The organism is Empedobacter brevis NBRC 14943 = ATCC 43319 (genome assembly GCF_000382425.1).
In the GTDB taxonomy this organism is placed as follows: Bacteria; Bacteroidota; Bacteroidia; order Flavobacteriales; family Weeksellaceae; genus Empedobacter; species Empedobacter brevis.
In genome coordinates, this window is sequence record NZ_KB908295.1 from 82,517 (window position 1) to 104,890 (window position 22,374).

20 protein-coding genes and 2 tRNA genes are annotated in these 22,374 nt (G+C 31.6%); 11 read left to right on the plus strand and 11 right to left on the minus strand.

Annotation, left to right across the window (positions count from 1 at the left end):
* Nucleotide 1: 1 nt before the first annotated feature.
* From H277_RS0108960 to H277_RS0108985, 6 genes are all read left to right on the plus strand, one after another.
* Complete coding sequence (locus H277_RS0108960) at nt 2–1,174, plus strand: hypothetical protein (RefSeq protein ID WP_019975250.1); 1,173 nt, start codon at nt 2–4, stop codon at nt 1,172–1,174.
* 145 nt (nt 1,175–1,319) lie between these two features.
* Nucleotides 1,320–1,390 (plus strand) — tRNA-Gln (locus tag H277_RS0108965).
* Between the two features lie 90 nt (nt 1,391–1,480).
* A tRNA-Gln gene (locus H277_RS0108970) sits at nt 1,481–1,551 on the plus strand.
* Nucleotides 1,552–1,631: 80 nt separating this feature from the next.
* The gene (locus H277_RS0108975; protein ID WP_019975251.1) at nt 1,632–2,174 is read left to right on the plus strand and encodes an RNA polymerase sigma factor; all 543 of its coding nucleotides are present in this window, start codon (nt 1,632–1,634) and stop codon (nt 2,172–2,174) included.
* A 44-nt stretch (nt 2,175–2,218) separates the two neighbouring features.
* Nucleotides 2,219–2,776, plus strand: coding sequence for a C40 family peptidase (locus H277_RS0108980; RefSeq protein ID WP_019975252.1), 558 nt, complete (start codon nt 2,219–2,221; stop codon nt 2,774–2,776).
* A gap of 32 nt (nt 2,777–2,808) precedes the next feature.
* Complete coding sequence (locus H277_RS0108985; RefSeq protein WP_146810528.1) at nt 2,809–4,611, plus strand: BamA/TamA family outer membrane protein; 1,803 nt, start codon at nt 2,809–2,811, stop codon at nt 4,609–4,611.
* Nucleotides 4,612–4,668: 57 nt separating this feature from the next.
* Here H277_RS0108985 and H277_RS0108990 read toward each other — a convergent pair whose 3' ends face one another.
* Both H277_RS0108990 and rbfA read right to left on the minus strand, forming a co-directional pair.
* Complete coding sequence (locus H277_RS0108990; RefSeq protein WP_019975254.1) at nt 4,669–5,853, minus strand: ABC transporter permease; 1,185 nt, start codon at nt 5,851–5,853, stop codon at nt 4,669–4,671.
* Nucleotides 5,853–6,212, minus strand: coding sequence for a 30S ribosome-binding factor RbfA (rbfA, locus tag H277_RS0108995; RefSeq protein WP_019975255.1), 360 nt, complete (start codon nt 6,210–6,212; stop codon nt 5,853–5,855). The genes H277_RS0108990 and rbfA overlap by 1 nt, the downstream gene beginning before the upstream one ends.
* 94 nt (nt 6,213–6,306) lie before the next feature.
* Between rbfA and H277_RS0109000 the strand changes: the two genes are divergently transcribed.
* Nucleotides 6,307–6,705 carry a group III truncated hemoglobin gene (locus H277_RS0109000; protein WP_019975256.1) on the plus strand — a complete coding sequence of 133 codons (399 nt, stop codon included), beginning with the start codon at nt 6,307–6,309 and terminating at the stop codon, nt 6,703–6,705.
* Between the two features lie 54 nt (nt 6,706–6,759).
* Here the strand turns inward: H277_RS0109000 and H277_RS0109005 are convergent, their stop codons facing one another.
* The 4 genes from H277_RS0109005 to H277_RS0109020 form a co-directional block, all read right to left on the minus strand.
* Nucleotides 6,760–8,133: an NAD-dependent succinate-semialdehyde dehydrogenase gene (locus H277_RS0109005; RefSeq protein ID WP_019975257.1), complete on the minus strand. Its 1,374-nt coding sequence runs from the start codon at nt 8,131–8,133 to the stop codon at nt 6,760–6,762.
* Nucleotides 8,134–8,391: 258 nt separating this feature from the next.
* Complete coding sequence (gene dnaB / locus H277_RS0109010) at nt 8,392–9,951, minus strand: replicative DNA helicase (RefSeq protein WP_019975258.1); 1,560 nt, start codon at nt 9,949–9,951, stop codon at nt 8,392–8,394.
* Nucleotides 9,952–10,048: 97 nt separating this feature from the next.
* Nucleotides 10,049–11,002: an acetyl-CoA carboxylase carboxyltransferase subunit alpha gene (locus tag H277_RS0109015; RefSeq protein WP_019975259.1), complete on the minus strand. Its 954-nt coding sequence runs from the start codon at nt 11,000–11,002 to the stop codon at nt 10,049–10,051.
* 159 nt (nt 11,003–11,161) lie between these two features.
* Entirely contained in the window at nt 11,162–12,340 is a 1,179-nt protein-coding gene (locus tag H277_RS0109020; protein WP_019975260.1) for a thiolase family protein, read from the minus strand.
* Between the two features lie 192 nt (nt 12,341–12,532).
* Here H277_RS0109020 and H277_RS19720 point away from each other — a divergent pair, with 192 nt between their 5' ends.
* The 3 genes from H277_RS19720 (at nt 12,533) to H277_RS0109035 (ending at nt 15,441) form a co-directional block, all read left to right on the plus strand.
* Nucleotides 12,533–13,837: a M28 family metallopeptidase gene (locus tag H277_RS19720; RefSeq protein ID WP_051094541.1), complete on the plus strand. Its 1,305-nt coding sequence runs from the start codon at nt 12,533–12,535 to the stop codon at nt 13,835–13,837.
* Between the two features lie 465 nt (nt 13,838–14,302).
* Complete coding sequence (locus tag H277_RS0109030; protein ID WP_146810532.1) at nt 14,303–14,875, plus strand: hypothetical protein; 573 nt, start codon at nt 14,303–14,305, stop codon at nt 14,873–14,875.
* Between the two features lie 50 nt (nt 14,876–14,925).
* On the plus strand, nt 14,926–15,441 hold the full coding sequence (locus H277_RS0109035) for a hypothetical protein (protein ID WP_146810534.1): 516 nt from the start codon (nt 14,926–14,928) through the stop codon (nt 15,439–15,441).
* A gap of 60 nt (nt 15,442–15,501) precedes the next feature.
* On the opposite strand, the gene H277_RS0109040 is transcribed toward H277_RS0109035, so the two are convergent.
* Nucleotides 15,502–16,455, minus strand: coding sequence for an isopenicillin N synthase family dioxygenase (locus tag H277_RS0109040; RefSeq protein ID WP_019975264.1), 954 nt, complete (start codon nt 16,453–16,455; stop codon nt 15,502–15,504).
* A gap of 275 nt (nt 16,456–16,730) precedes the next feature.
* On the opposite strand from H277_RS0109040, the gene H277_RS0109045 reads away from it, so the two are divergent.
* Nucleotides 16,731–17,171 carry a hypothetical protein gene (locus H277_RS0109045; RefSeq protein WP_019975265.1) on the plus strand — a complete coding sequence of 147 codons (441 nt, stop codon included), beginning with the start codon at nt 16,731–16,733 and terminating at the stop codon, nt 17,169–17,171.
* A gap of 167 nt (nt 17,172–17,338) precedes the next feature.
* Here H277_RS0109045 and H277_RS0109050 read toward each other — a convergent pair whose 3' ends face one another.
* Genes H277_RS0109050 through H277_RS0109065 form a run of 4 tightly spaced genes read right to left on the minus strand, consistent with a single transcriptional unit; the run spans nt 17,339 to nt 21,678 of the window.
* The gene (locus H277_RS0109050; protein WP_019975266.1) at nt 17,339–18,784 is read right to left on the minus strand and encodes an RtcB family protein; all 1,446 of its coding nucleotides are present in this window, start codon (nt 18,782–18,784) and stop codon (nt 17,339–17,341) included.
* A complete protein-coding gene (locus tag H277_RS0109055) occupies nt 18,771–19,838 on the minus strand; it encodes a DNA polymerase beta superfamily protein (RefSeq protein WP_019975267.1) in 1,068 nt (355 codons plus the stop codon). Before H277_RS0109055 ends, H277_RS0109050 begins: the two co-directional genes overlap by 14 nt.
* A complete protein-coding gene (locus H277_RS0109060; RefSeq protein WP_019975268.1) occupies nt 19,835–20,590 on the minus strand; it encodes a nucleotidyltransferase domain-containing protein in 756 nt (251 codons plus the stop codon). The genes H277_RS0109055 and H277_RS0109060 overlap by 4 nt, the downstream gene beginning before the upstream one ends.
* A complete protein-coding gene (locus H277_RS0109065) occupies nt 20,587–21,678 on the minus strand; it encodes a slipin family protein (RefSeq protein ID WP_019975269.1) in 1,092 nt (363 codons plus the stop codon). The genes H277_RS0109060 and H277_RS0109065 overlap by 4 nt, the downstream gene beginning before the upstream one ends.
* Nucleotides 21,679–22,374: the final 696 nt, after the last annotated feature.

The window sequence follows — 22,374 nt, forward strand, 5'->3', positions numbered from 1 at the left end:
AATGAAAATAAAATTACTTGTTTTTACTCTCTCTTTACTTTTCTTTACAAATTGCAATTCTTATAAATCAGCGAATACCGCTTTAGTTTCAGGTAACTTTCAACAAGCATTTGAACAGGCTACACAAGCATATTTTAAAAATCCGTCTGAAAAAAACGGAATGAAGTATGTTCCGTTAATTTTTGAAGCTTATCACAAAGGACAGCAAACAGACGAAAATAGATTAAAAGAAATAGAATCTTTAGCGAGTCCTTCTAAATATCAAGAAGCCTATCAAATCATCTCGCGTTTACAAGAAAGACAGAAAACAATTTCCGGTATCAATGGAAGAACAATTAACGGGAAAAATTACACTTTCAGGATCAAAGATTATTCTTCAGCTTATAGAACGATTCAAGAAAAATATGCACAGTTTTTATATGATGACGGAAAATCATTTCTCCTTCAAGGAGGAAAGATGAATGCTCAAACAGCTTATCAAAAATTTGAATTGTTGGAAACGGTCTATGCGAATTTCAAGGATACACGTAGTTTAATGAATAACGCAAGAGCCAACGGAATGTATAAAGTTTTGGTTCAATTGGTCAATAATACTGAAGTAGTTATTCCGAAAATGTTGGAAAGAGATTTGTTAGATTTTAATTCATATGGATTGGATACACGATGGACTGAATTTTATACAGGAAAGCTAAACAGCTCATATGATTATGTAATTCAGCTAAGTTTTGAAACGATAAATGTATCACCCGAAAGAGAAAAAATAGAAGTTCATAATTTTGAAAAAAGGATTGTAGATGGAAAAGAAGAGTTGGTTCAAAACGGAGAAGTGGTGAAAGATAAAGATGGAAAACCGGTAATGGTTGATCGCTACATTATTGTAAAAAGTCGTTTTGAGGAAATTCAACGCATTAAAGAAGCCGCAATTACAGCCCGATATTACTTCATCGATAATCAAAAAGAGAAACCCATCGAATCTAAAAATTTAGTGAGCCAATATCTTTTTAGAGATTCTTATGGAAATTACAAAGGAGACCGCCGTTCATTGGATCGAGATTATTTGAATATGGTAGGCAGAAGACCTGTTCCTTTTCCTTCAAATGAGCAAATGGTTTTTGATTGCGGACAAGATTTGAAACGTAAATTTAAGAATGAAATCATTCGTATGAAGCTTTAATTGAAAAAAAGTAAAAAAATTAATTATTTTTTAAAATTCATTTTCAATAGCTTATCGTAGTAAACGTCTGTTTTAGCTAAAAACTTGTAAAATTAGTTTTGGAGAATAAAAAAACCTTTCTATATTTGCACAGCAATTAAGACATAGACCCATGGTGTAACGGTAGCACATCGGTTTTTGGTGCCGCTAGTTGGGGTTCGAATCCCTGTGGGTCTACAAAGTCTTATGCCTCGATAAGCAATTGTTGAGGCATTTTTATCTAACTTAGTTAAGTAAAATAATTGCAAAATTGAAATAAAATTAAACAGACCCATGGTGTAACGGTAGCACATCGGTTTTTGGTGCCGCTAGTTGGGGTTCGAATCCCTGTGGGTCTACAGATTTTAAGCTTCAATATTATATTGAAGCTTTTTTTATATGATATATTTTGTTATATTTAGCATAATTGATTTTATAAATGACATTAGAAAACATAATTTTAGAAGCTAAAAAAGGGAAACGAAATGCTCAAAATGCTGTGATAGAGGTTTTGTGGAACAAAGTTTATCATTATGTTTATAATAAAATAAGGAACGAAGAAGAAGCAGAAGATATTGCGATTGAAACGTTTACAAAGGTCTTTACAAAATTAAAATTATACAACGAAGATTTTGACTTTACTACATGGGTAATTTCTATTGCTCATAATACAATGATTGATCATATCAGAAAGTCGTCAAAACTAAATATTTCGATAGATGATGGAAGAAATCTTCTTGAAATTTTAGAGGATCACCCTTCACCTGAAGAGCATTTGATTCTTAAGCAAGATAATGATACACTAATAAAAGCTATTGCTAAATTAAGAGAACCTTACCAAAGAATTATCGAACTCCGTTATATCGAAGATAAAACATATAAAGAAATAGCAGAAGAGCTAAATTTAAGCTTACCAAATGTTAAAGTTCGTCTTTTAAGAGCCAAACAATTATTAACAGAAGTAATGCAGAATAATATTTAGTAATTTTATTCGTTGAAAATTTGTTGAAGAAAATAGAACCGAAAATGAAGAAGCAGATATACCTTACAACAATTTTAATCGCAAGTTTACTTTTAACATCTTGTGGGAGCAGTAAAGTGACTTCTTATAAAAAAACAGGTTCTAAAAAGGTATACACTTCTACTAAAAAGGCTGATTCTTCTGAAGTTTATCGTTCTAAAAATACAGATGACAATGCATCTCGACATGTGAATAAAATTCTAAAAACAGCGAAATCTTATTTAGGGACACCTTATAAATATGGGGGAATTACAACTACCGGGTTTGATTGTTCAGGATTGGTTTATGTCAGTTTTAAAGAAATGAACCTGGAATTGCCGAGACGTTCTAGTGATCAAGCAGAATATGGAAAGGAAATTACAATCGAGAACGTTAAAATTGGGGACTTAATATTTTTTAATACGTCAGGAAATTCAATCTCACATGTAGGGATTGTAGAGAGTATAAATCACAATGGTTCAATTAATTTCGTGCATTCATCTACTTCAAAAGGAGTGATTATCTCTTCTCTTGATGAAAATTATTGGAAAACGAGATTTGTAAAAGCCGTGAGACTTTTATAACTTGAGGTGTGGTTAAAAAGAAGAATATATTATTGACATTTTTAGGATTACTATTTTTTAGTTTATCCATAGTTGTTAATGCTCAGGATGATAGTGTTAAAATCGATACGGTTAAGATTGTCAATAAAAATCATTCTAAATTCAGAAAAATTTATGAAAAATTACTCTTCAAGAAAAAACCAACAAGTTTTCCTGTACAAGCTAATAGCAATGCAGAAGATAGCAAGTATCAAGGCAAAATAATTCGGAATATATATTATAAAACACAGGATCCTTTCGGATATTCTTTAGCAGATACCACAAAAAAGCCTACAAAATGGCTAGAGCGAGCTGGTAATACGTTACACGGTAAATCTAAACAATTTGTACTGCGCCAAAATATGTTGTTAAAAGCTGGAGATAAGTACGATTCTGTAAAAGCAGCAGAATCTGAACGTTTGATACGTACCAATCGTTCTATTCGACGTGTAGAAATAAAAGGGGAGGATGTCGGAAGCGATTCTGTTGACCTTTATGTTAATTCTATCGATTCATGGAGTATGTTTGTCACGGGGTCTGTTTCCAGTTCTAAAGCGGGAATTAGAGTTCGTGAACGAAACTTTTTAGGTTTAGGACATGTGTTTGATAATCGTTATCGTCACAATTACAAAACAGGAAATTCGTTGTATCAATTCAACTATACAGTCCCCAATATTGCTCAAACCCGAATAATGGGGAATGTACGTTATTTTAAAAATGAAGACAATCATTATACAAAATCAATCAGTTTTGTCCGTCCGTTTTATTCTCCTTTAGCTCATTATGCAGGAGGAGTTTCAGTAGGTCAAGTTTACTTTAAAGATTCGTTAGATTTTGAAAAACCAATTTTAGTTGACAATTATTTCAAATATAATTACCAGGATTATTGGCTAGCGAGAGCATTTCGTATTGATGGTCGTCGTTCAGAAAATATCACGAACTTCATTCTTTCAGGGCGATTTTATGATCGGACATACCGGGAAAGACCAACAGAAGAAAATGATCCTGCTAACTTCTTTTCTGATCAAACAAATTATTTAGTAGGAGTAGGGATTTCTTCCAAAAGGTATATCAAAACAAAATATATTTTCAATTATGATATCGAAGAAGATATTGCGATTGGAAAGTCGGTTGGAATTATAGGAGGAATACAAAATATCAGGAAAACAGATCGTTATTATTTGGGTGGAAAAGCATCTGCCGGAGGTTTTTTAAACACTGGATTTTGGGGATTTGGAGTGGAATTCGGAGGTTTTTTTAATCGTGGTAAATTTGAACAAAAAACCTTATCCGTTGAATTACAGTATATGGCAAAATTAATATCCTGGGGGAGATGGAAATTCAGAAACTTTATGAAAACCAATTATCTCTTGGGACATAACCGTTTGGATTCTCCTGCAGATCAACTTTCGCTTCATGAACATGATTATTTGGGAATGGCTGGTTTTAAATCGGACAGAGGATTAACAGGTCAACAGAAATTAATGTTCGAATATCAATTACAATCTTATACGCCTTACGAATTTTTGGGATTTCGTATTTCTCCATTTTTCAATGCAATGGTAGCAGCAATTGGAGACAACAAAAAATTTATACTAAATAATAATCCTATTTATTCGCGTTTTAGTTTAGGTGTGATGCTAACGAATGATTATTTTGTCTTTAACAACATTAGATTTTCATTATCATATTATCCAACAATTCCTGGGCAGGGAGATAATCTAATCAAAACGAATTTAATTGATAACAGAGATTACCAAATGATGGATTTTGATTTCTCCAAACCAACTTATATTCGTTGGAACAGATGGGATTAAAATAAAAAAAGCTTGAAAGGATCTTCAAGCTTTTGATGTATGTATTAAATTAAATTTTTATTTCACTTGTCTCGAAACAATCCATGAAACTAAGCTCCCTAATCCTAAAACGGTAACAATTACTGCTACGAAATTTTCAACAGAAAAGATAAATGGGAACGGAACTGTTGGCGAAGCCATTACCAAGCCGAAGTCTATTTGCAATAATCCGATGACTGTAGCAATTAATAAACCTGTAAACATAGCTATAGCAGTGATGATAAAACCTGTTTGAAAAAAGATGTTTCGAATATTTTTTCTTGATAAACCAAAGCTGTACATCGTCTGAATTTCTTTCTTTTTATCTAAAATCAAAATAATGATTGTTCCGGCTAAATTAAAACATGCAATGATAATAACTAAGGTGAAAATCAAATAACTAATCAAGTTTTCCATGTTCATGACCTTTAAAAAAGCAGAATCTAAATCTTGTCTGGTTTCAATTTTATAATTTGATCCCAGTGCTTTTTGAAGTTGATTTTTAACCTCATTAAACGATTTTTTATCGGTTGTTTTTACTTCTATCGAATAGCATTGGTCATTGTTCAATAATAAAAGCTTTTGTGCTAAACTTAAAGTGGTGAAAATATGTTTATCGTATTGTTCATTCAGCATAAAAACTCCAACACTATAGGCATCTTTACGTGTGAAGGCATCACTTTCCTGTTTGATTAAACCTGAACCTGCTTTTGGCATCATCAGGTCGGCAGGAGTTATTGGATCGATGTAAAGTTGCAGACGTTCGGCAATTCCGTTCGAAACAATAAAATTATCATCTCGATTAAAATCCAAATACTGGCCACCGTAAATGACAGTATCTAAACGTGTAACTTTGGTAAAGTTTTCATCAACTCCCTTTAAATAGGCAATATCTTGTTTCCCTTTGTAATCGATGTATACTTTTTCTTCTATAATTTTAGAAAAAGCTTTAACGTCTTTTTGTTGTTTCAATTGATCAACAACAAAAGTCAAACTATCTAAAACTTTTCCTTTTGATGGAGAAATCTTGATTTCAGGATTTACATTGCTGTAATACTTTAAATTCATTTTTTCTAATCCCGAGAATACAGACAAAATAATAAATAATGCAGCTGTTGCAACCAAAATAGCACCAACGGCAATAGATGTAATAATGTTTACAGCGTTTGTATTTGTTTTTGAAAAAATGTAGCGCTTCGCAATGTAAAGTGAAATATTTCTCATTATAAGATAGGGTTATTTCCTTCTCCTTTTAAAGCTTTGTCTATTTTATCAATTTCATCTAATGAATTGTCTAAAATGAAAATTAATTCAGGTGTAATACGCATTTGTTTAGAAGCACTTTTTGATAAAATTCCTCTAAATAAAGGTGTATTTGTTTTAATTTCCTTGAAAATTTCATCTTTCTGAGTGTTAGGAAAAATGCTCACATACACTTTAGAAACGCTTAAATCCGGTGTTACTTTAACCTCTGTAACACTAATCAAATTTCCTGGGAATTCTTTTACAGCCCATTTTCTAAAAGCTTCTGCTAATTCTTCTTGAAATAATTTACTTACTTTTTGTTGTCTATTGCTATCCAATTTTAATTGTTTTTATAAGTCTGTAAAATTACTGCATTTTTTTGTGATTAAAAACATTGATGAATTGAATTAAGTTCTTCGTAAATTTGTTTCAATGAAAAAAGATATCGAAACTTCAGAAGATGTTGCTTTACTGGTAAATACGTTTTACGATAAAGTACAAAAAGATGATGTCATTGGTTACTTTTTTTCGGAAGTTGCAAAGGTAAATTGGGACGAACATTTACCTCATATGATTCAGTTTTGGGAAACGGTTTTGTTAGGAAAAGCTACTTTCGAAGGTTGGCCAATGCGAACACATTTGGTTTTGAGTCAGAAAGAAAAATTGAAACCACACCATTTTGAGCGTTGGATTGAATTATGGTATGGAATAATTGATGAAAAATTTGAAGGAGAGATCGCAAATGAAGCAAAGAATAGAGCAAAAATTATGCGTGATTTAATTCTTTTCAAAATTGACCAAATGGAACAAAAACAGGGATTTATTCAATAAAAAATGCAACTTCATGAAGTTGCATTTTTTATTGAATTATAAACAGAAGCAAAATTATTTTGCAATCATAATTAACTTTTTATTGATAAATTCTAAAATTCCTGCTTTCGAAAGTTCTCGTCCGTACCCGGAATGTTTTACACCTCCAAAAGGCAACTCCGGGCTAGAAGAAACTTGTTTGTTGACATAAACCATTCCTGAGTCTATTCTACGTGCAATTTTCTCTGCATTTGGAACATTTTCTGTATAAATAGATGCGCCTAAACCATAAGGTGTATCATTTGCAATTTTAATCGCTTCATCAACATCTTTCACTTTCCAGATACAAACCACAGGCCCGAAAACTTCTTCGTCATAAGCTTTCATTCCGGGTTTTAAATCAGTTAAAATTGTTGGTTGTAAAAAGAATCCTTCTCGTTCGATACGTTTTCCTCCTGAAACAATAGTGGCACCTTTATCAGCTGAATCATTGATTTGTTCTAACAATTTCTCTAAAGCATTTTCTGAGCTAACCGGTCCCATATTGGTATCAGCTTGTGTTGGATCACCCACTTTCATTCCATTTACATGAGCTGTAATTCGTTTTAAATATTCATCGTAAATTCCTTCTTGTACGATAATACGTTTTGAAGAAGTACAAGCTTGTCCGGCATTACGCAAACGTCCGTTTATTGTACCGTTCATTACTTTTTCGATATCAGCATCATCTAATACAATCATCGGATCAGATCCACCAAGCTCTAAAACGGATGGTTTTACATTTTTACCTGCAATACTTGCTACTTCAGCACCAGCGGCTTCAGAACCCGTTAAAGAGACACCTACAATTTTCGGGTGATTGATAATCGTATCTGTATCCTTTCCTGGCATTAACAAATTTTTGTATAATCCTTTCGGTGCACCGGAAGCTGTAAACATTTCTTCAAAAGCAATTCCACACTGCGGAATATTAGAAGCAGTTTTCAAAACTACGGTATTACCAGCCATAATGTGAGGCCCGGCAAAACGAGCGATTTGAGAAAAAGGAAAATTCCAAGGCATAACTCCTAATAAAACACCGATTGGTTCAGAAACTACATAAGCAGTTCCTTTTTCTGTTTCTAATGGAGCATTTGCCAAAAAACCTTCGGCATTATCCGCATAATAATCAATGATATTGGCGCTGTAGTCAATTTCGATTTCACTTTCATGCAATGGTTTTCCCATTTCAGTTGTGATTAGTTTCGCTAAACGAGTTTTTTGTTTACGCATTTCATTTGCGACACGTTTCATGACAGCTTTTCGTTCTTCAAAAGATTCGAATCGCCATGTTTGATATAACTCGTTTGCGTCGTCTATATAGTGGTTGATTTCTTCGCTTGTGTAGGCTTGAAATTCTTTTTCGATTTTACCTGTAGCAGGATTTAATGTTCTGATTGAACTTGCCATTTCACTCTTTATTTAAGAATACAAAGTTGGAGTAATTCTCGATTCTAACAAAGCTTTTAAGATAAATAAAACTGATAGTAAAGAGAATAATTATGAATGGAGTTGATGATAGGAGTTAGAAAATAATTTCAATGAATATCTATTTTTTTTCGTTGGATAGAGGAGATACAATAGATGAGAAGCAGAAATAGATTCAGCTTGACAATATGTTACTTTTAAAGTAAACAAGAAATTTTAAAACTTTTAATAAAACTATTTTTAAAATGGCAAATTATCGTCGTCGTTGTTCATTGAACTTGTAAATTCACTTCCGAAATCACCAAAAGCATCAGAAGGATCAATTGTTCCTAAATTCATAGAACTTCCCATTTCTTGTGTTCCATCGTTCATTGAACTTTGAATTTCGAAATCACTCCCGTAACTTGTCTCTAAATCGGTAAACTTGGCTTGCTCATTAATGAAGCGTAAACGAACATTTTCTAATGCACCGTTACGGTGTTTAGCGATAATAAATTCGGCTTGGCCGGCACATGGTTCACTTTCGTCATCCCAATATTCTAATTTATAATATTCGGGACGATAGATAAACGAAACGATGTCGGCATCTTGTTCAATTGCACCGGATTCACGTAAATCTGAAAGTAACGGACGTTTACTACCACCACGTGTTTCAACTGAACGAGATAGCTGAGAAAGTGCAATAACAGGGATGCTTAATTCTTTTGCAATCGCTTTTAATGAACGGGAAATCATCGAAATTTCTTGCTCACGATTTCCATTTGCTTTTCCTCCTGCAGTCATCAGCTGCAAATAATCAATCAGAATCATTTTTACCCCATGCTGAGAAACTAAGCGACGAGCTTTTGCTCTCAAATCGAAGATGGACAAAGCTGGGGTGTCATCAATGTAAAGAGGCGCATTTTCAAGACCTTTTACTTTTGTAAACAATTGCTTCCATTCGTGATCAGCTAGTTTTGCTTTACGTAATTTTTCACCAGAAATTCCTGTTTCACCGGAAATCATACGTGTAATCAGCTGAACAGATGACATCTCTAAAGAAAATACCGCAACAGGAATATTACGGTCCACTGTCATATTTTTAGCCATTGAAAGGATAAAAGCTGTTTTTCCCATACCGGGACGTGCAGCTAAAATAATCAAATCAGATTCTTGCCAACCAGAAGTAATTTTATCAATTTCAGTAAAACCGGAAGATAAACCGGACATTCCTTCTTTAGTAGATTGTGCCTTAATTTTATCAATTGCTTCGGTCACTAAATCTTTTGCTTCAGAATAACTACGTTTGATTCCTCCTTCCGTAATTTCGAATAATTTACTTTCAGAATAATCTAATAAATCGAAGACATCAGCTGTATCGTCGTATGACTTTTCGATAACTTGACTCGAAATTTCAATTAATCGACGTAGAATGTATTTTTCCTGAATCACGCGAGCATAATATTCGACGTGAGCAGATGAAGACACTTTTTGTGTCAATTGAATCAAATAATAATCACCACCAACACGATCTAATTTGCCTTCTTTTTTTAATTCATTGGAAACTGTCAATAGATCAATAGGTTCCGAATCATTAAATAATTTTTGAATGACAGCATAAATCGCCTGATGCTCTGGACGATAAAAAACTTGTGGTGTCAGAATGTCAATGACTTCATCCAACCCTTTTTTATCAATCATCATCGCACCAAGTACAGCTTGCTCTAAATCAACGGCTTGCGGAGGAAGTTTACCTTTCTCTAAACCGATGACATTGTGCTTATTAGCTGGTATTTCGGGATTATAATTTGCTTGTTCCATAAGAGGTTCAAAATTAAAGAAAAAAACGAGATATAACTAATTTTATATCTCGTTTTAAATTTGTATATTCTACAATAAGCAATGTTGTAAAATTGTATTATCCTGAAAATTCTCCGAATTTGATAAAACGTTCTTGACGTTGTGTTTGTAATTCTTTTGGAGATAATTTTTTCAATTCATTGTAAGTTTCCCAAACTTTATTTTTCAAGTTTACGTACGCTGTTTCTGGCTTGTAATGAGCTCCGCCAAGAGGCTCTTGAATGATATCTTCAATTAATCCCAATTCTAACATATCAGGACCAGTTAATTTCATTTGCGAAGCTGCTTGTTCTTTGTAATCCCAACTTCTCCATAAAATTGTTGAACAGTTTTCTGGTGAAATGACAGAATACCACGTATTTTCTAACATAAAAACTTTGTTTCCTACACCAATTCCTAAAGCTCCACCAGAAGCCCCTTCACCAATCACTATAGTGATAATAGGAACGGTTAATTTCAACATTTCGTAAATGTTTTTCGCAATCGCTTCACCTTGTCCGCGCTCTTCAGCTTCTAACCCCGGGTATGCACCAGGAGTGTCTACCAAAGTAATAACAGGAATATTAAATTTTTCTGCTAATTTCATTAAACGCAATGCTTTGCGGTAACCATCAGGATTTGACATTCCGAAACGACGATATTGTCTTTCTTTTGTGTTTTTACCTTTTTGTTGACCAATAATCATGAAAGTTTGACCATTGATTTTTCCCATACCACCAACCATTGCTTTATCGTCAGCAAAAGTTCTGTCTCCGTGAATTTCGATAAACGTATTATCTGTAATTGCGTAGGCATAGTCTAAAGTATAAGGACGAGAAGGGTGGCGAGATAACTGTACACGTTGCCATGGTGTTAAATTACCATAGATTTCCTTCTTTTTATTTTCAATTGCAATTTCAATTTCAACACAAGCTTGTTTGATGTTAACACCGCTTCCTTCTCCGACGATTTGGCAGCTTTTTAACTGTTCCTCTAAATCTTTGATAGGTTGTTCAAATTCTAAATATTCCATACAAAAGTGTTTGTTCAATCCAACAAATATAGAAAAGGTTTTTTAGCCAATTATAAATAAATGTCGAATGTTTTTGATATTTTTTTTCAATTCATTCAATTTCAAAAGATAAAAGCGTCTACTATTCCCGTAGACGCTTTTACTCTAATCTATTGAATTTTACATTTTCTCAATAATCATTGCTGAAGCACCACCACCACCATTGCAGATAGCAGCTCCACCGATTTTTCCACCATTTTGTTCTAAAACATTTAGTAATGTGACTAAAATTCTAGAACCGGAATTCCCTAGTGGATGGCCTATAGAAACAGCTCCTCCATTTACATTGACTTTAGAGGCATCTAAATTTAAAATTTTTGTATTTGCAATTCCTACAACTGAAAAGGCTTCGTTAAACTCCCAAAAATCAACATCTGATGTTGTCATATTGGCTTTTTTTAGTAGTTTCTCAACAGCTTTAGCCGGAGCTGTAGTAAATTTAGAAGGTTCTTGAGAAGCATCAGCATAAGCGATAACTTTAGCCAATGGTTTTAAACCTAATTCGTTTGCTTTATCTAAAGACATTAAAACTAAGGCAGAGGCTCCATCGTTGATTGTCGATGCATTTGCCGCAGTTACAGTTCCATCTTTTGAGAAAACAGCACGTAAACCCGGAACTTTGTCGAAGTTTACATTTTTGTATTCTTCATCTTCTTTAAAAATAACTGGTTCACCTTTGCGTTGAGGAATTTCTACTGGCACAACTTCGTTGTCAAATTTACCGGCAGCCCATGCAGCAGCGGACTTTTTGTAAGAATTAATCGCAAATTCATCTTGTTCTTCACGAGAAATATTGTATTCAGTTGCACACGTGTCTCCAAAAGCTCCCATCATTTCTTTGCTATAATAATCTTGTAAACCATCGTTTACAATCCCATCTAACAATACTGTGTTTCCGTATTTATTTCCGGTTCTTGTATTTGGAGAATAAAAAGGAACCATTGACATGTTTTCCATACCTCCGGCTACTACAATATCAGCATCTCCCAGACGAATAGCTTGTGTTGCAAACATTACAGCTTTCATTCCTGAAGCACATACTTTGTTCACTGTTGTTGCAGGGATTGTATTTGGTAAACCTGCTTTTATCATGGCTTGCTTTGCAGGTGCTTGTCCCTCTCCAGCTTGCAAAACATTACCCATGTATACTTCATCAACCATAGAACCATCTAAGTTGATTTTATCTAAAGCTCCTTTAATAGCTGTAGCTCCTAAATCTGTTGCAGGAACATTTGATAAACTTCCTAAAAAAGATCCCATTGCTGTACGAACAGCTGAAACTATTACGACTTCTTTCATTTAATTGTGATTTGTTGTTTTTTACTTATGATACTTAATAATGCAAGATATAAAATTTATAGTAGTCTTAATACGAATTACTTCTTAAAGAATTTTTAAATTTGTTAAAGAATTAATATGGATAATTAGTTTTTTTTATTAAAATGATAATTATCTCAGAATAACTATTTTTTGGAAGAAAAAATGAGAAAAATGTTGACGTTAAAAATACGATTTTTCGGATTAATTTTCTGGCTTGGAATATTGGTTGGAAATGCACAATCGTTTGATAAAAAATATTTTAAAACTATTTTAGATTCGCTGACATCAGATTCATTTGCAGGAAGAGGCTATGTAGAAGATGGAATGATGAATGCGGGAATGTATTTGCAGAACGAGTTTCAAAAAAATGGAGTGAAAGCTTTTTCTGAGAATTATGAACAAACGTTCACTTTTCCAATCAATGTCATCAAAGAATCGAAGTTAAAAATAAACGGAAGCGAGTTAAAATACGGCATTGATTTTATTGTGAAGCCAAGTTCACAATCAGTTTCTGAATCTAAATTACCTTTTTATATAGTCGATACACAGCATTATATAGAATCATTTCAATCCAAAGAAAAGACGAGAGCTTTTATTGTAAAAGACGCTGAATTGCAAAAAAGAAAAAATATCATATTGCCTCCTTTGCCAACTGTTGTAGATTCAATTCAAAAATATTACAAACAATGGGCAAATATTTATGAGAAAGATGATAATACGAGTAGAGCGATTTTCAGATTTACATCAGATAAGTTGATCGCAAGTTTAAGTCAGCGTCAATCGCCTGTTTCAGAATTTATCATTTCGGATAAATATTACACCAAAAAATTGAGAATAAATTCTTTTTCGGTTGAGTCGGAGTTTCATTCAGATTTTGAAGCTAAAAATATTATAGGGTATATTGAGGGGAAAAACAATGATAGTATCGTTGTGATTTCTGCGCATTATGACCATTTAGGAAAAGTTGGTCAGACTATTTTTCCTGGCGCAAGTGACAATGCTAGCGGAACTGCGATGATGATGACATTGATGAACTATTTTTCTCAATATCAACCAAAATATAAAACTGTTTTTATGGCTTTCGCAGCAGAAGAAGCAGGAATTTTAGGAGCAGATTATTATGTCAATCATCCGCTGTTTCCTTTATCAAAAATAAAATTTTTGGTGAATTTAGATATTATGGGAGCTGGAGATAAGGGGATTCAAGTGGTCAATGGAAAGATTTTTACAAAAGAATTTGAAAAATTAATTGAAATCAATTCAAAAAATGATTACCTTAGAGAGGTTAAAATTAGAGGAGAGTCTTGTAATTCGGATCATTGTCCATTTTTTTTGAATGGAGTTCCTTCTTTTTTTATTTACACATTAGGAGGAAAGGGGTTCTATCATGATCCCAATGATACAGTTGAGAATTTAGATTTAAGTTATTCAGAGAAAGTGTATAATTTATTGAGAGATTTTATAGAGAAATTATAAAAAAAAATAATCCGTTCTGAGAGAACGGATTACTAACCAACCTAAACTACTATAAAAAACTCTAAAAAGTAAAAAGAGTGCGAGTAATTTCAAACTTCATTAATTCCATTTCGTTATACTCGTTGATACTCTTTGTCTTACTATCTATGAATAAATTATTTGACACTGCAAATGTCCAACTTTTATGTCTTATTCTGAGGAATAGTAAAAGATTTTATCTATAAGTAGTATAGATAAAAATTATCGAAAACAATATAAAATGGATATGTAATTCACATTCATGTTGTTAAAGAGATGCAATAATTCTAAAAAGTAAATAAAATAAGTGTGTAGTTTAACGTTGTTTTAACAATTTGTTGATTTAATCGTAAAGAAACAATTGAACTTCAAAATCTTTAAACTAAATTTGATTCTTATATTTAAACACTTTTAAAAGTAATCAAATTTTAAACCAAAAGTACTATAATGAGACTATTTTTCTTGGTTTTGTCCTTTAATTTAATGTTATCTCTTGATGCGCAAAATGTTAACCCTAATTTAATCCGTACTAAAATTTATGATACAATTTTTCAGGATATCAACAAACAAAGCTTCGCTTTTCCGAATAAGAACATTGTTATAGATCCGTCTATAAATAAGTTTGATGATTTTAAAATGAACGAATTTGGAATAAAATTAGATTCCGTAAAATATGTACAGGATCTATCTTTTTGTTCTAAAATATCCGGCTATAAATGTGTGTCAAAATTTGAGATAGATACCTATACCATTACTAATGTTTATAAAAATGAGGAAGAAGCATTGTATCCGGATTTTTATGGAATTTATGCACCGATAGATTCATGGTATAATTTGATTTATTATGCAGCTGTTAACCATTTTGAGAAAGATAAAACGTTTCAGTTTAATGTTCTGATTCCGGTTCGAAATGTTCAAATGAAAAATAGAATGATGAAAGAACAAATGTTCTTTTATAACTTTTTGCTAGATGAACGATTTAAGATTTTAAAGTTTGAAAAATTATTCTTAAAACCTTAAATTTCAAATAGAAAAATCGTAAATTAGTTGGGTTAAAATTATTTAATTCGATGTTAAACGTTACTGCTTATATAGACGAGCTTCTACAGCTATCCAAAGGCAATTTGAGAATTTGTCGTATGAATTGGTGGCTTTTAAAATATGAAGATGAGTTTGAGAAAGCGATTAATGAAACGAATTGTAAAAAATGGCAAAAATGGTTTTATAATGATGAACATCCTTATCCATGTGTTTGCCCTAAAAGAGAAAAATTATGTGCTTTTATTGATTTGTATCGCGAATTAGATCGGTTAACACAGGTGCAGCGGTTAGAGAATTTATTTCAAGATTATTTTCAAAAATTTGAATTGATTAAAGATTCTGCAGAATCCTTAAAAAAATGGATGAATGAAATTCGCCCGACCATATCGTCGATTTATCTTTTGTTAGACCGAAATGATAATTTGAAAATAAGATTCTATAATTCGGATCCTGTTCTGGAAGTGAATATCAATAAAAGTGATTATAAATACACTTTATTGTGTTTGGATATATTTAATTACAATATGTACGTAAAAGGTATGTAAAAGAAAAGAGAGTTGATTTTGTCAACTCTCTTTTTATAAAATAATAGATTAAATAGGGCTTTATTTTATTAACCCAATTTCTCTTAAACGCTGAGTTAAAAAATCTCCAGCTGTAATGTCTTCAAATTGTTTTGGATTATCTTCTGTTACACAGTTGTCTAAAACAGATAAGTCCATTTCAGAAACAGGGTGCATAAAGAAAGGGATAGAAAAACGAGAAGTTCCCCATAATTCTTTTTCAGGATTCACAACTTGATGAATTGTCGATTTTAATCTGTTGTTGGTATGACGAGATAACATGTCTCCAACATTAATGACCAATTCGTCGTCAGCTGCAATGGCATCTACCCAAGTTCCATCGTGGCGTTGTACTTGTAATCCGCGACCTTGTGCTCCCATTAATAAAGTAATCAAGTTAATATCACCATGAGCACCAGCACGAACAGCATCTTTAGGTTCTTCTGTAATAGGAGGATAGTGAATAGCTCTCAAAATAGAGTTACCATTTTTTACTTTATCATCAAAATAAAACTCATCTAAACCTAAGAATAAAGCTAAAGCGCGTAAAACATAAACACCGGTTTTTTCCAATTGTTTGTATGTCTCTTCTCCGTATGCATTGAACTCAGGAACTTCGTTCACATTTACATTTTCCGGATAGTTGTATTTTGATTTTTCATCTTCAGACAAATACTGCCCAAAATGCCAAAATTCTTTCAAATCACCAACAGTTCTACCTTTTGCATGTTCGTTTCCAAATGCTGTATAACCACGTTGACCTCCAATACCTTCAACAATATAATTTTGTTTTGTTTCAGTAGGCAAAGCGTAAAACGCTCGAACGTTTTTATATAAATTTTCAACTAATTCGTCAGATAAAAAATGTCCTTTCAAAGCGACGAATCCAATTTCTTCGTATGCTTTTCCAATTTCATTGACAAATTTTTGTTTTCTTGCTGGATCATCAGATAAAAAGTCTGCTAAATTAACTGATGGAATTCCGTTTTGTGACATTTATATTTTGTTTTATAAAATTTCTAATGCAAATGTAAGGAAAGATTTTTCTTGTGAATAATATTGTTGATAACTTTTTTAGTGAAGTATTGGTTTGATATAAATTAAATTAATTTAAACAAATTGAATTATTTAATATGCTGAATATTATTTGTTTAAATTTTGTATTTGGAATTTTAATAAAATATTATTTAATAAGTAAAATATATTAAAAATTCATTATTGATAGTTATTAATGATATTTATTTTGAATAATATGAATTAATTTTAACAATATGAAGAAATATTTACTAGTGTTTTTAATTTTTAATAGTGTATTGTTGTTTTCGCAAGAATCTATAAAAATTCCTTTAATATATCTAAGTTGTAAAAAAGTAGAACAGAAAGGAAATGAGGAATTAAATAAATGTTTTAAGCAAAATTTTAGAAAAGATTTTTATAAAATGGTAAGTATGGAATTAAGATCAAGAAACTTAATTACTAATTACTTTCTTAAAGCTAAATTTAATTTTGTTTTTGATGAGAATGGTATAATTTCAATTTCCGATTTTGAAGGGAGTAAAGATACAAAAGATATTCTTGAGAAGTCTTTATTTAGATTAAATGAAAGAATTAGAGGAAGTAAATATAAAATTATTCCAGCAAAGAATGATGAAGGAAAATTTTTAGAAACCACTATAAAAGTTCCATTTCAATATGCATTTGTTAGAAGTTAATTTTTGGAAGCTTATATTCTTATATTGCAGAAAAACATGTTTAATGGCACTATAATTATCAAAGAGAAGAAGGTTTGGAAGAATAAATTAGTAATGTTTTAAACATTCAAAAGATTGGATTTGAACGATAAATGTAAAATGCCTAAACAATTTGTTCAGGCATTTTTTTAATCTTCTCTTGATCCATCATCAGCCATTCGAACCATTTTGGGTGTAAAAGTTGCTACAACATCAACTAAATCTTGTTGTGCAGCCATTACTTCGTGAATATCCTTATACGCCATTGGAGCTTCATCTTTTCCTCCTCCAATTAACGTAATACCAAAATCATTCAAATAATCATTAATCTTATTTTGTGACAATGATTTAATTGCTTGGGTTCTGCTCATTTGTCGACCGGCACCATGAGAAGCAGAATTAATAGAATTTTCATCTCCTTTTCCTCGAACCAGAAATCCAGGAGCGGTCATAGAACCCGGAATAATTCCCATTACATCCTTAGAAGCCGGTGTTGCGCCTTTTCGATGAACAATCACCTCTTCGCCATTGTAAATTTCTTTCCAAGCAAAATTATGATGATTTTCAACTTTTGCTAAAACTTCAGCACCAATTGAATGTGCTATTTTTTGATGAATAATTTCGTGACAAGCCGAAGCATATTCACCGGCTAAATTCATCGCAATCCAATATTCCTGACCTTCCGCAGAATTTAAATCTAAATAAGCTAAATTTTGCGCTTTATAAGGAAGTTTACAGATTTCTTTTGCAATTTTTGTATAATGTCCGGCAACTATAGCACCAAATCCACGTGAACCTGAATGTGTCAATAAAGCTAAATACGAACCTTTTTTGATGTTTAGTTTCTCATCATCTTCTTTAAAATCAATTAAACCAAATTCAACAAAATGATTTCCTCCTCCGGAAGAACCCAATTGCGACCATGCTTTATCTTTTAACTGCTGAATAAATGAATTTGTTTCGAATTTTGCATCATCCAAAACTTGATGTTCAGCCCTGTATTGACCATGAAAACCATGTCCTGCTCCAAACTTCGTATTCTTCATCAAGGTTGCTTTTAATGAATCATGATGTTCAACATAATATGAAGCGGGTAGATCATAAATCGATAAAGCCATTCTACATCCAATATCCACACCAACACCATAAGGAATAATGGTGTTTTTAGTTGCTAAAACTCCGCCAATCGGTAAACCATAACCTTGATGCGCATCTGGCATAATTGCTCCGGTAACTGTAACCGGAAGTTTCATGGCCACTTTCATTTGCTCTAAAGCACCATCTTCGATTTTTTCAACTCCATAGATTTTGAATTCATTCGGTTCTTCATTCAATTCAATCAAATTTTCATTTTGTTGAGGAAGATGAATACCATCAACAAAACCTTTTGCCAAAGTTTTAAAAATTTTATCTTCTAAAAAATCTTGTGGAGAAGACAAGACTTGCGCATATTTATCCAGCATTTCTACTTTTGTATAACCATTTCTTTTTCGGTTAATTTTAAGAGCGATTCCTAAAATTTCGTTTTCAGGATAACCTAAGGCAATCAAATCATTTCCATTGATCGGTTTATTTTGTTGTTCAGTTGTTTTCATATAATTTAGTTCTAAGGTTGATTAAAAATTCTTCGATTTTAGATTGGTTTATTTTTGATGGAAGAATTTTTAGTTTCGAATATTCTTCAATTTCTTGTTGTAAAATTTTAGTTTTTAATACGACTTCTTCATAAGAAAATTTTCCACTTTTGATGGCTAATAATTCGTCACGATCTTCAGTTCTTTTTACATTTAGATTTCCTGTTTCTACTAATTCTTTCGCAACTTTTAGTAAACGAACTGTGTGCATCATATTCTTACTGTCATAATTTTTACCATGTTCGGTATTTGTTGTGTAACGCTCTTCATTTCGTAATTCCATCCAGTCCCAATATTCTTTGTATTGTTTGCAATAAGTGGAATATTCATCTTTTTGGAAAATAAAGTAAGCAATTAGTTTTTCATTCTTCGGAATTTCACTTAAACGAATATCATCATTCTTTTCATCTTTTATAATTCCTTTGTAACTCAAATTTTTATTGTAATAAAGCGCAAACAAATCTTTTGAATGGTTGATTTTACTCAATCCGCAAAACTCTTGTTTGTAAGAATTTGAAATGATCCAATCAGTGAACGAAATGGTCTTGTTTTCTATAATAATAGAACAAAAATCAAGAACTTTTTTTCGGGTTTTGTCAATCGGATTTAGAAACTTTTTATTTAAACCTTTTGCTTTTTTGATTTGACTCAAGGCATATCCAACAAATGTTTTCTCAACATCGGAAGTGATAAAATCTTTGTAATTCAACTCATCTAACAAAGGCGATTTATACAAAATAAATTCTTCCGGAGTTGCTAAGAGTTCTAAACAACTTGGATTATTTTTTAATAATAATTCAATAAATCGACAAATTTCGTAATACACAATATCATGGGTTTCGTTGCTGATTTGTGCTTGATATTCGAAACCATAAAATTCATTTTTTGGTAAATAAAAAACGCCACGAATATCGGTATCCGAATTTTTAGTTGCCAAATTATAGGCTTTGCTTCCACTGATACATTCAAATAGAATCAATTTTTGACTTTTTAGATTTTCTATCGTTAGTTTCATTTTGTTATGGTTTTTAAGAAAAATGCATTGATTTCGTTTTTATCAAATTCAATTTTTGGCAATTTTTCTGCTTCAGTTTTTAATTCAGTTTTCAAATTAAATAGCCAATTGAAAAGTTGATCATTCTTCGGGATTTTAAAACTTTCATCAACATTTGCTTTCATTTCAAGATATTCATCCACTCGATTTTCAATTGCTTTATCTTCGATTAAATATTTTAATTTTTCAAATTCCATTGGAGGAATTGTTTTATTTTCTACTATCCATTTCGCTGAAAGAACAGAGCGTAACGCATAAAATAAACTTTTGAGTTTAATTTCATCTTGATGTTCTATTTCAATCATTCGCTTTGTTGTTATTCCTAAATAATGCCTGGCCACTTTTTGTGGATTGAATTGAGAAGCGGTTAAATCAAACAATTCTTTTTCGAAAATTTCATCAGAAATATAATGAATCGGAGATTGTAAATATTCGTTGATACTCGAATTTGATTTTAGCATTAGGCGCAAAACCTTTTGAATATCCCATCCTTTAAAATCTAATTCATCCACAATTTCCAACTCAATAAAATCGTCAATTGAATCAATTTTTAGATAATCTTCAATTTTTCGTTTGTAAATAAATCGAACATCGTAATCGCTGTCAGTAGAAGGGAAGCCCCAAGCGCGGCTCCCAGATTCTACAGCAAAAAGAATTTTGATGTTATATTTATCTTCTATTTCTTTTAATTTATTTATAATGATTGGTTTCATTTCGTAAACATTGTTTTTAGTTCATTTAACACATTCGATCCACCGGAAATTGAGATTTCTCCCACTTTATCGGCAATTTTTTCGATGTATTCCATTTCTTTCAACTTCCATAACGTTTCGTTTTCTTCCATCAATTTTGCAGTGTTCAACAAACTTCTTGTCGAAGCTGTTTCTTCACGACGCGTAATCGAATTGGCTTGAGCCGTTTTTTCGGCAATTAAAACGCGGTTCATAATTTCTCTTATTTCTCCTGGAAGAATAATGTCTTTCATGCCTGCATCGATCAATTTTAGACCAATTTCTTGGAATTGAGTTTGATATTTTTGAATGATATAATTCGTTACCGAATTTTTATCTGACATCAAATCATCAAAATTCATGTTTCCAATAAATTCTCTCAAACCTAATTGAATGGCTTGATAAATTATTTTTTCAAAATCTTTGTTTGATTGATAAGCATTTAATAAATCAGTAATTTGATATTGCACCATGAAATTGATACGCAATTGCGCTTTGTCCTTTGTCAAAATTTCTTGACCCAAAATTTCAATTGTCAATGGGCGCATATCAAAAGACACCATTGAAATCTTCGTTTCATTGTTATAAAATAGGTATTCACCAGCTTTTAAAACCGAATCAAATTCATTGTCTTTAAACAAAATTCCTTCAAAATATGGTTGAATAGAAATTGTTCTGATAGCCGAAACTTTCTTTAGAATTTCGATTTCTCGTTTTGTATGATTTTTTATTTCGTCAGAATTATTCAAATCATATTTAACAGTTGTTAGTTGTGTTGAATTTTTCCAAATCATTACATTTCGATTAACATATGATTGATAAAATTGGTTGTTTTTGTAAATAATCAATACTTCATTATGCAAGACTTCGATATAATCAACCAATTGATTTACTTCGTTATTTTCTAAAATTATTGAATGAAATTTTTCATCGACTAACTCGTTGGTATTAAATTTTTCAATGTTTTTACTGAATAAAATCCAATAGTTTCCTTTTGAGTAAACTTTTTCGATTTCATTATTCTTGATATAGATTCCAATTTCTTGGCTGTTAATTGCTAATTTTTTCATGTTATTATTTTTTTATAGGTTATTACCTTTTTACCTGATTTTTTTTCAGTTTTATTAAATTTTAGATTTCTTCTGAGTCGAAATGACATGATTTAATTGTCATTCTAAGCTTGTCGAAGAATCTTGTCTTTTTTCTAATTAAAAAGCTAAAACCTTTTCCTTTTTTAAAACGGAATTTGAAGTTTAAGAAGCTTATTTTGATTTCTTGTTTTGATAACTTTTTTTTCAAATCAATTTGATTTTTAGTCTTAAAATTTTGAAATCAATCATCAACTAAAGTTTCAAATTCAGGTTTTAAGCCAGTTTTTGATCTTATTTCAAATTCATTTCTATGAAATAAATTTTCCATTCGAAAAGAAACGTTCTAGCTTTTTGTTTTTAATAGTACCCGAAGGCGAAAAAACAGATTAAAAGTCTGTTACTAGAGCCGAATTCTAGTGCGTTAAACCAATACTCATTTATTAAATAAGTGAAGGAGTCGAACCTTCTGCGCGTTTGTTTTAATTGTTCAGAATAGAAGTGATGAACCATTTTCTACTACAATGCTATACTGAAACATTTGTCAAGGAACAATTAAAATCGTTTGGTTGTTAAACCTTTGACAAAGTTGGAATAGAAGTGTGCGAATGAATTGCGCAATAAAATATTTTTTCAAAATAATTTGTAAAACATGATGAATAGAGGGTTTTTGATGAA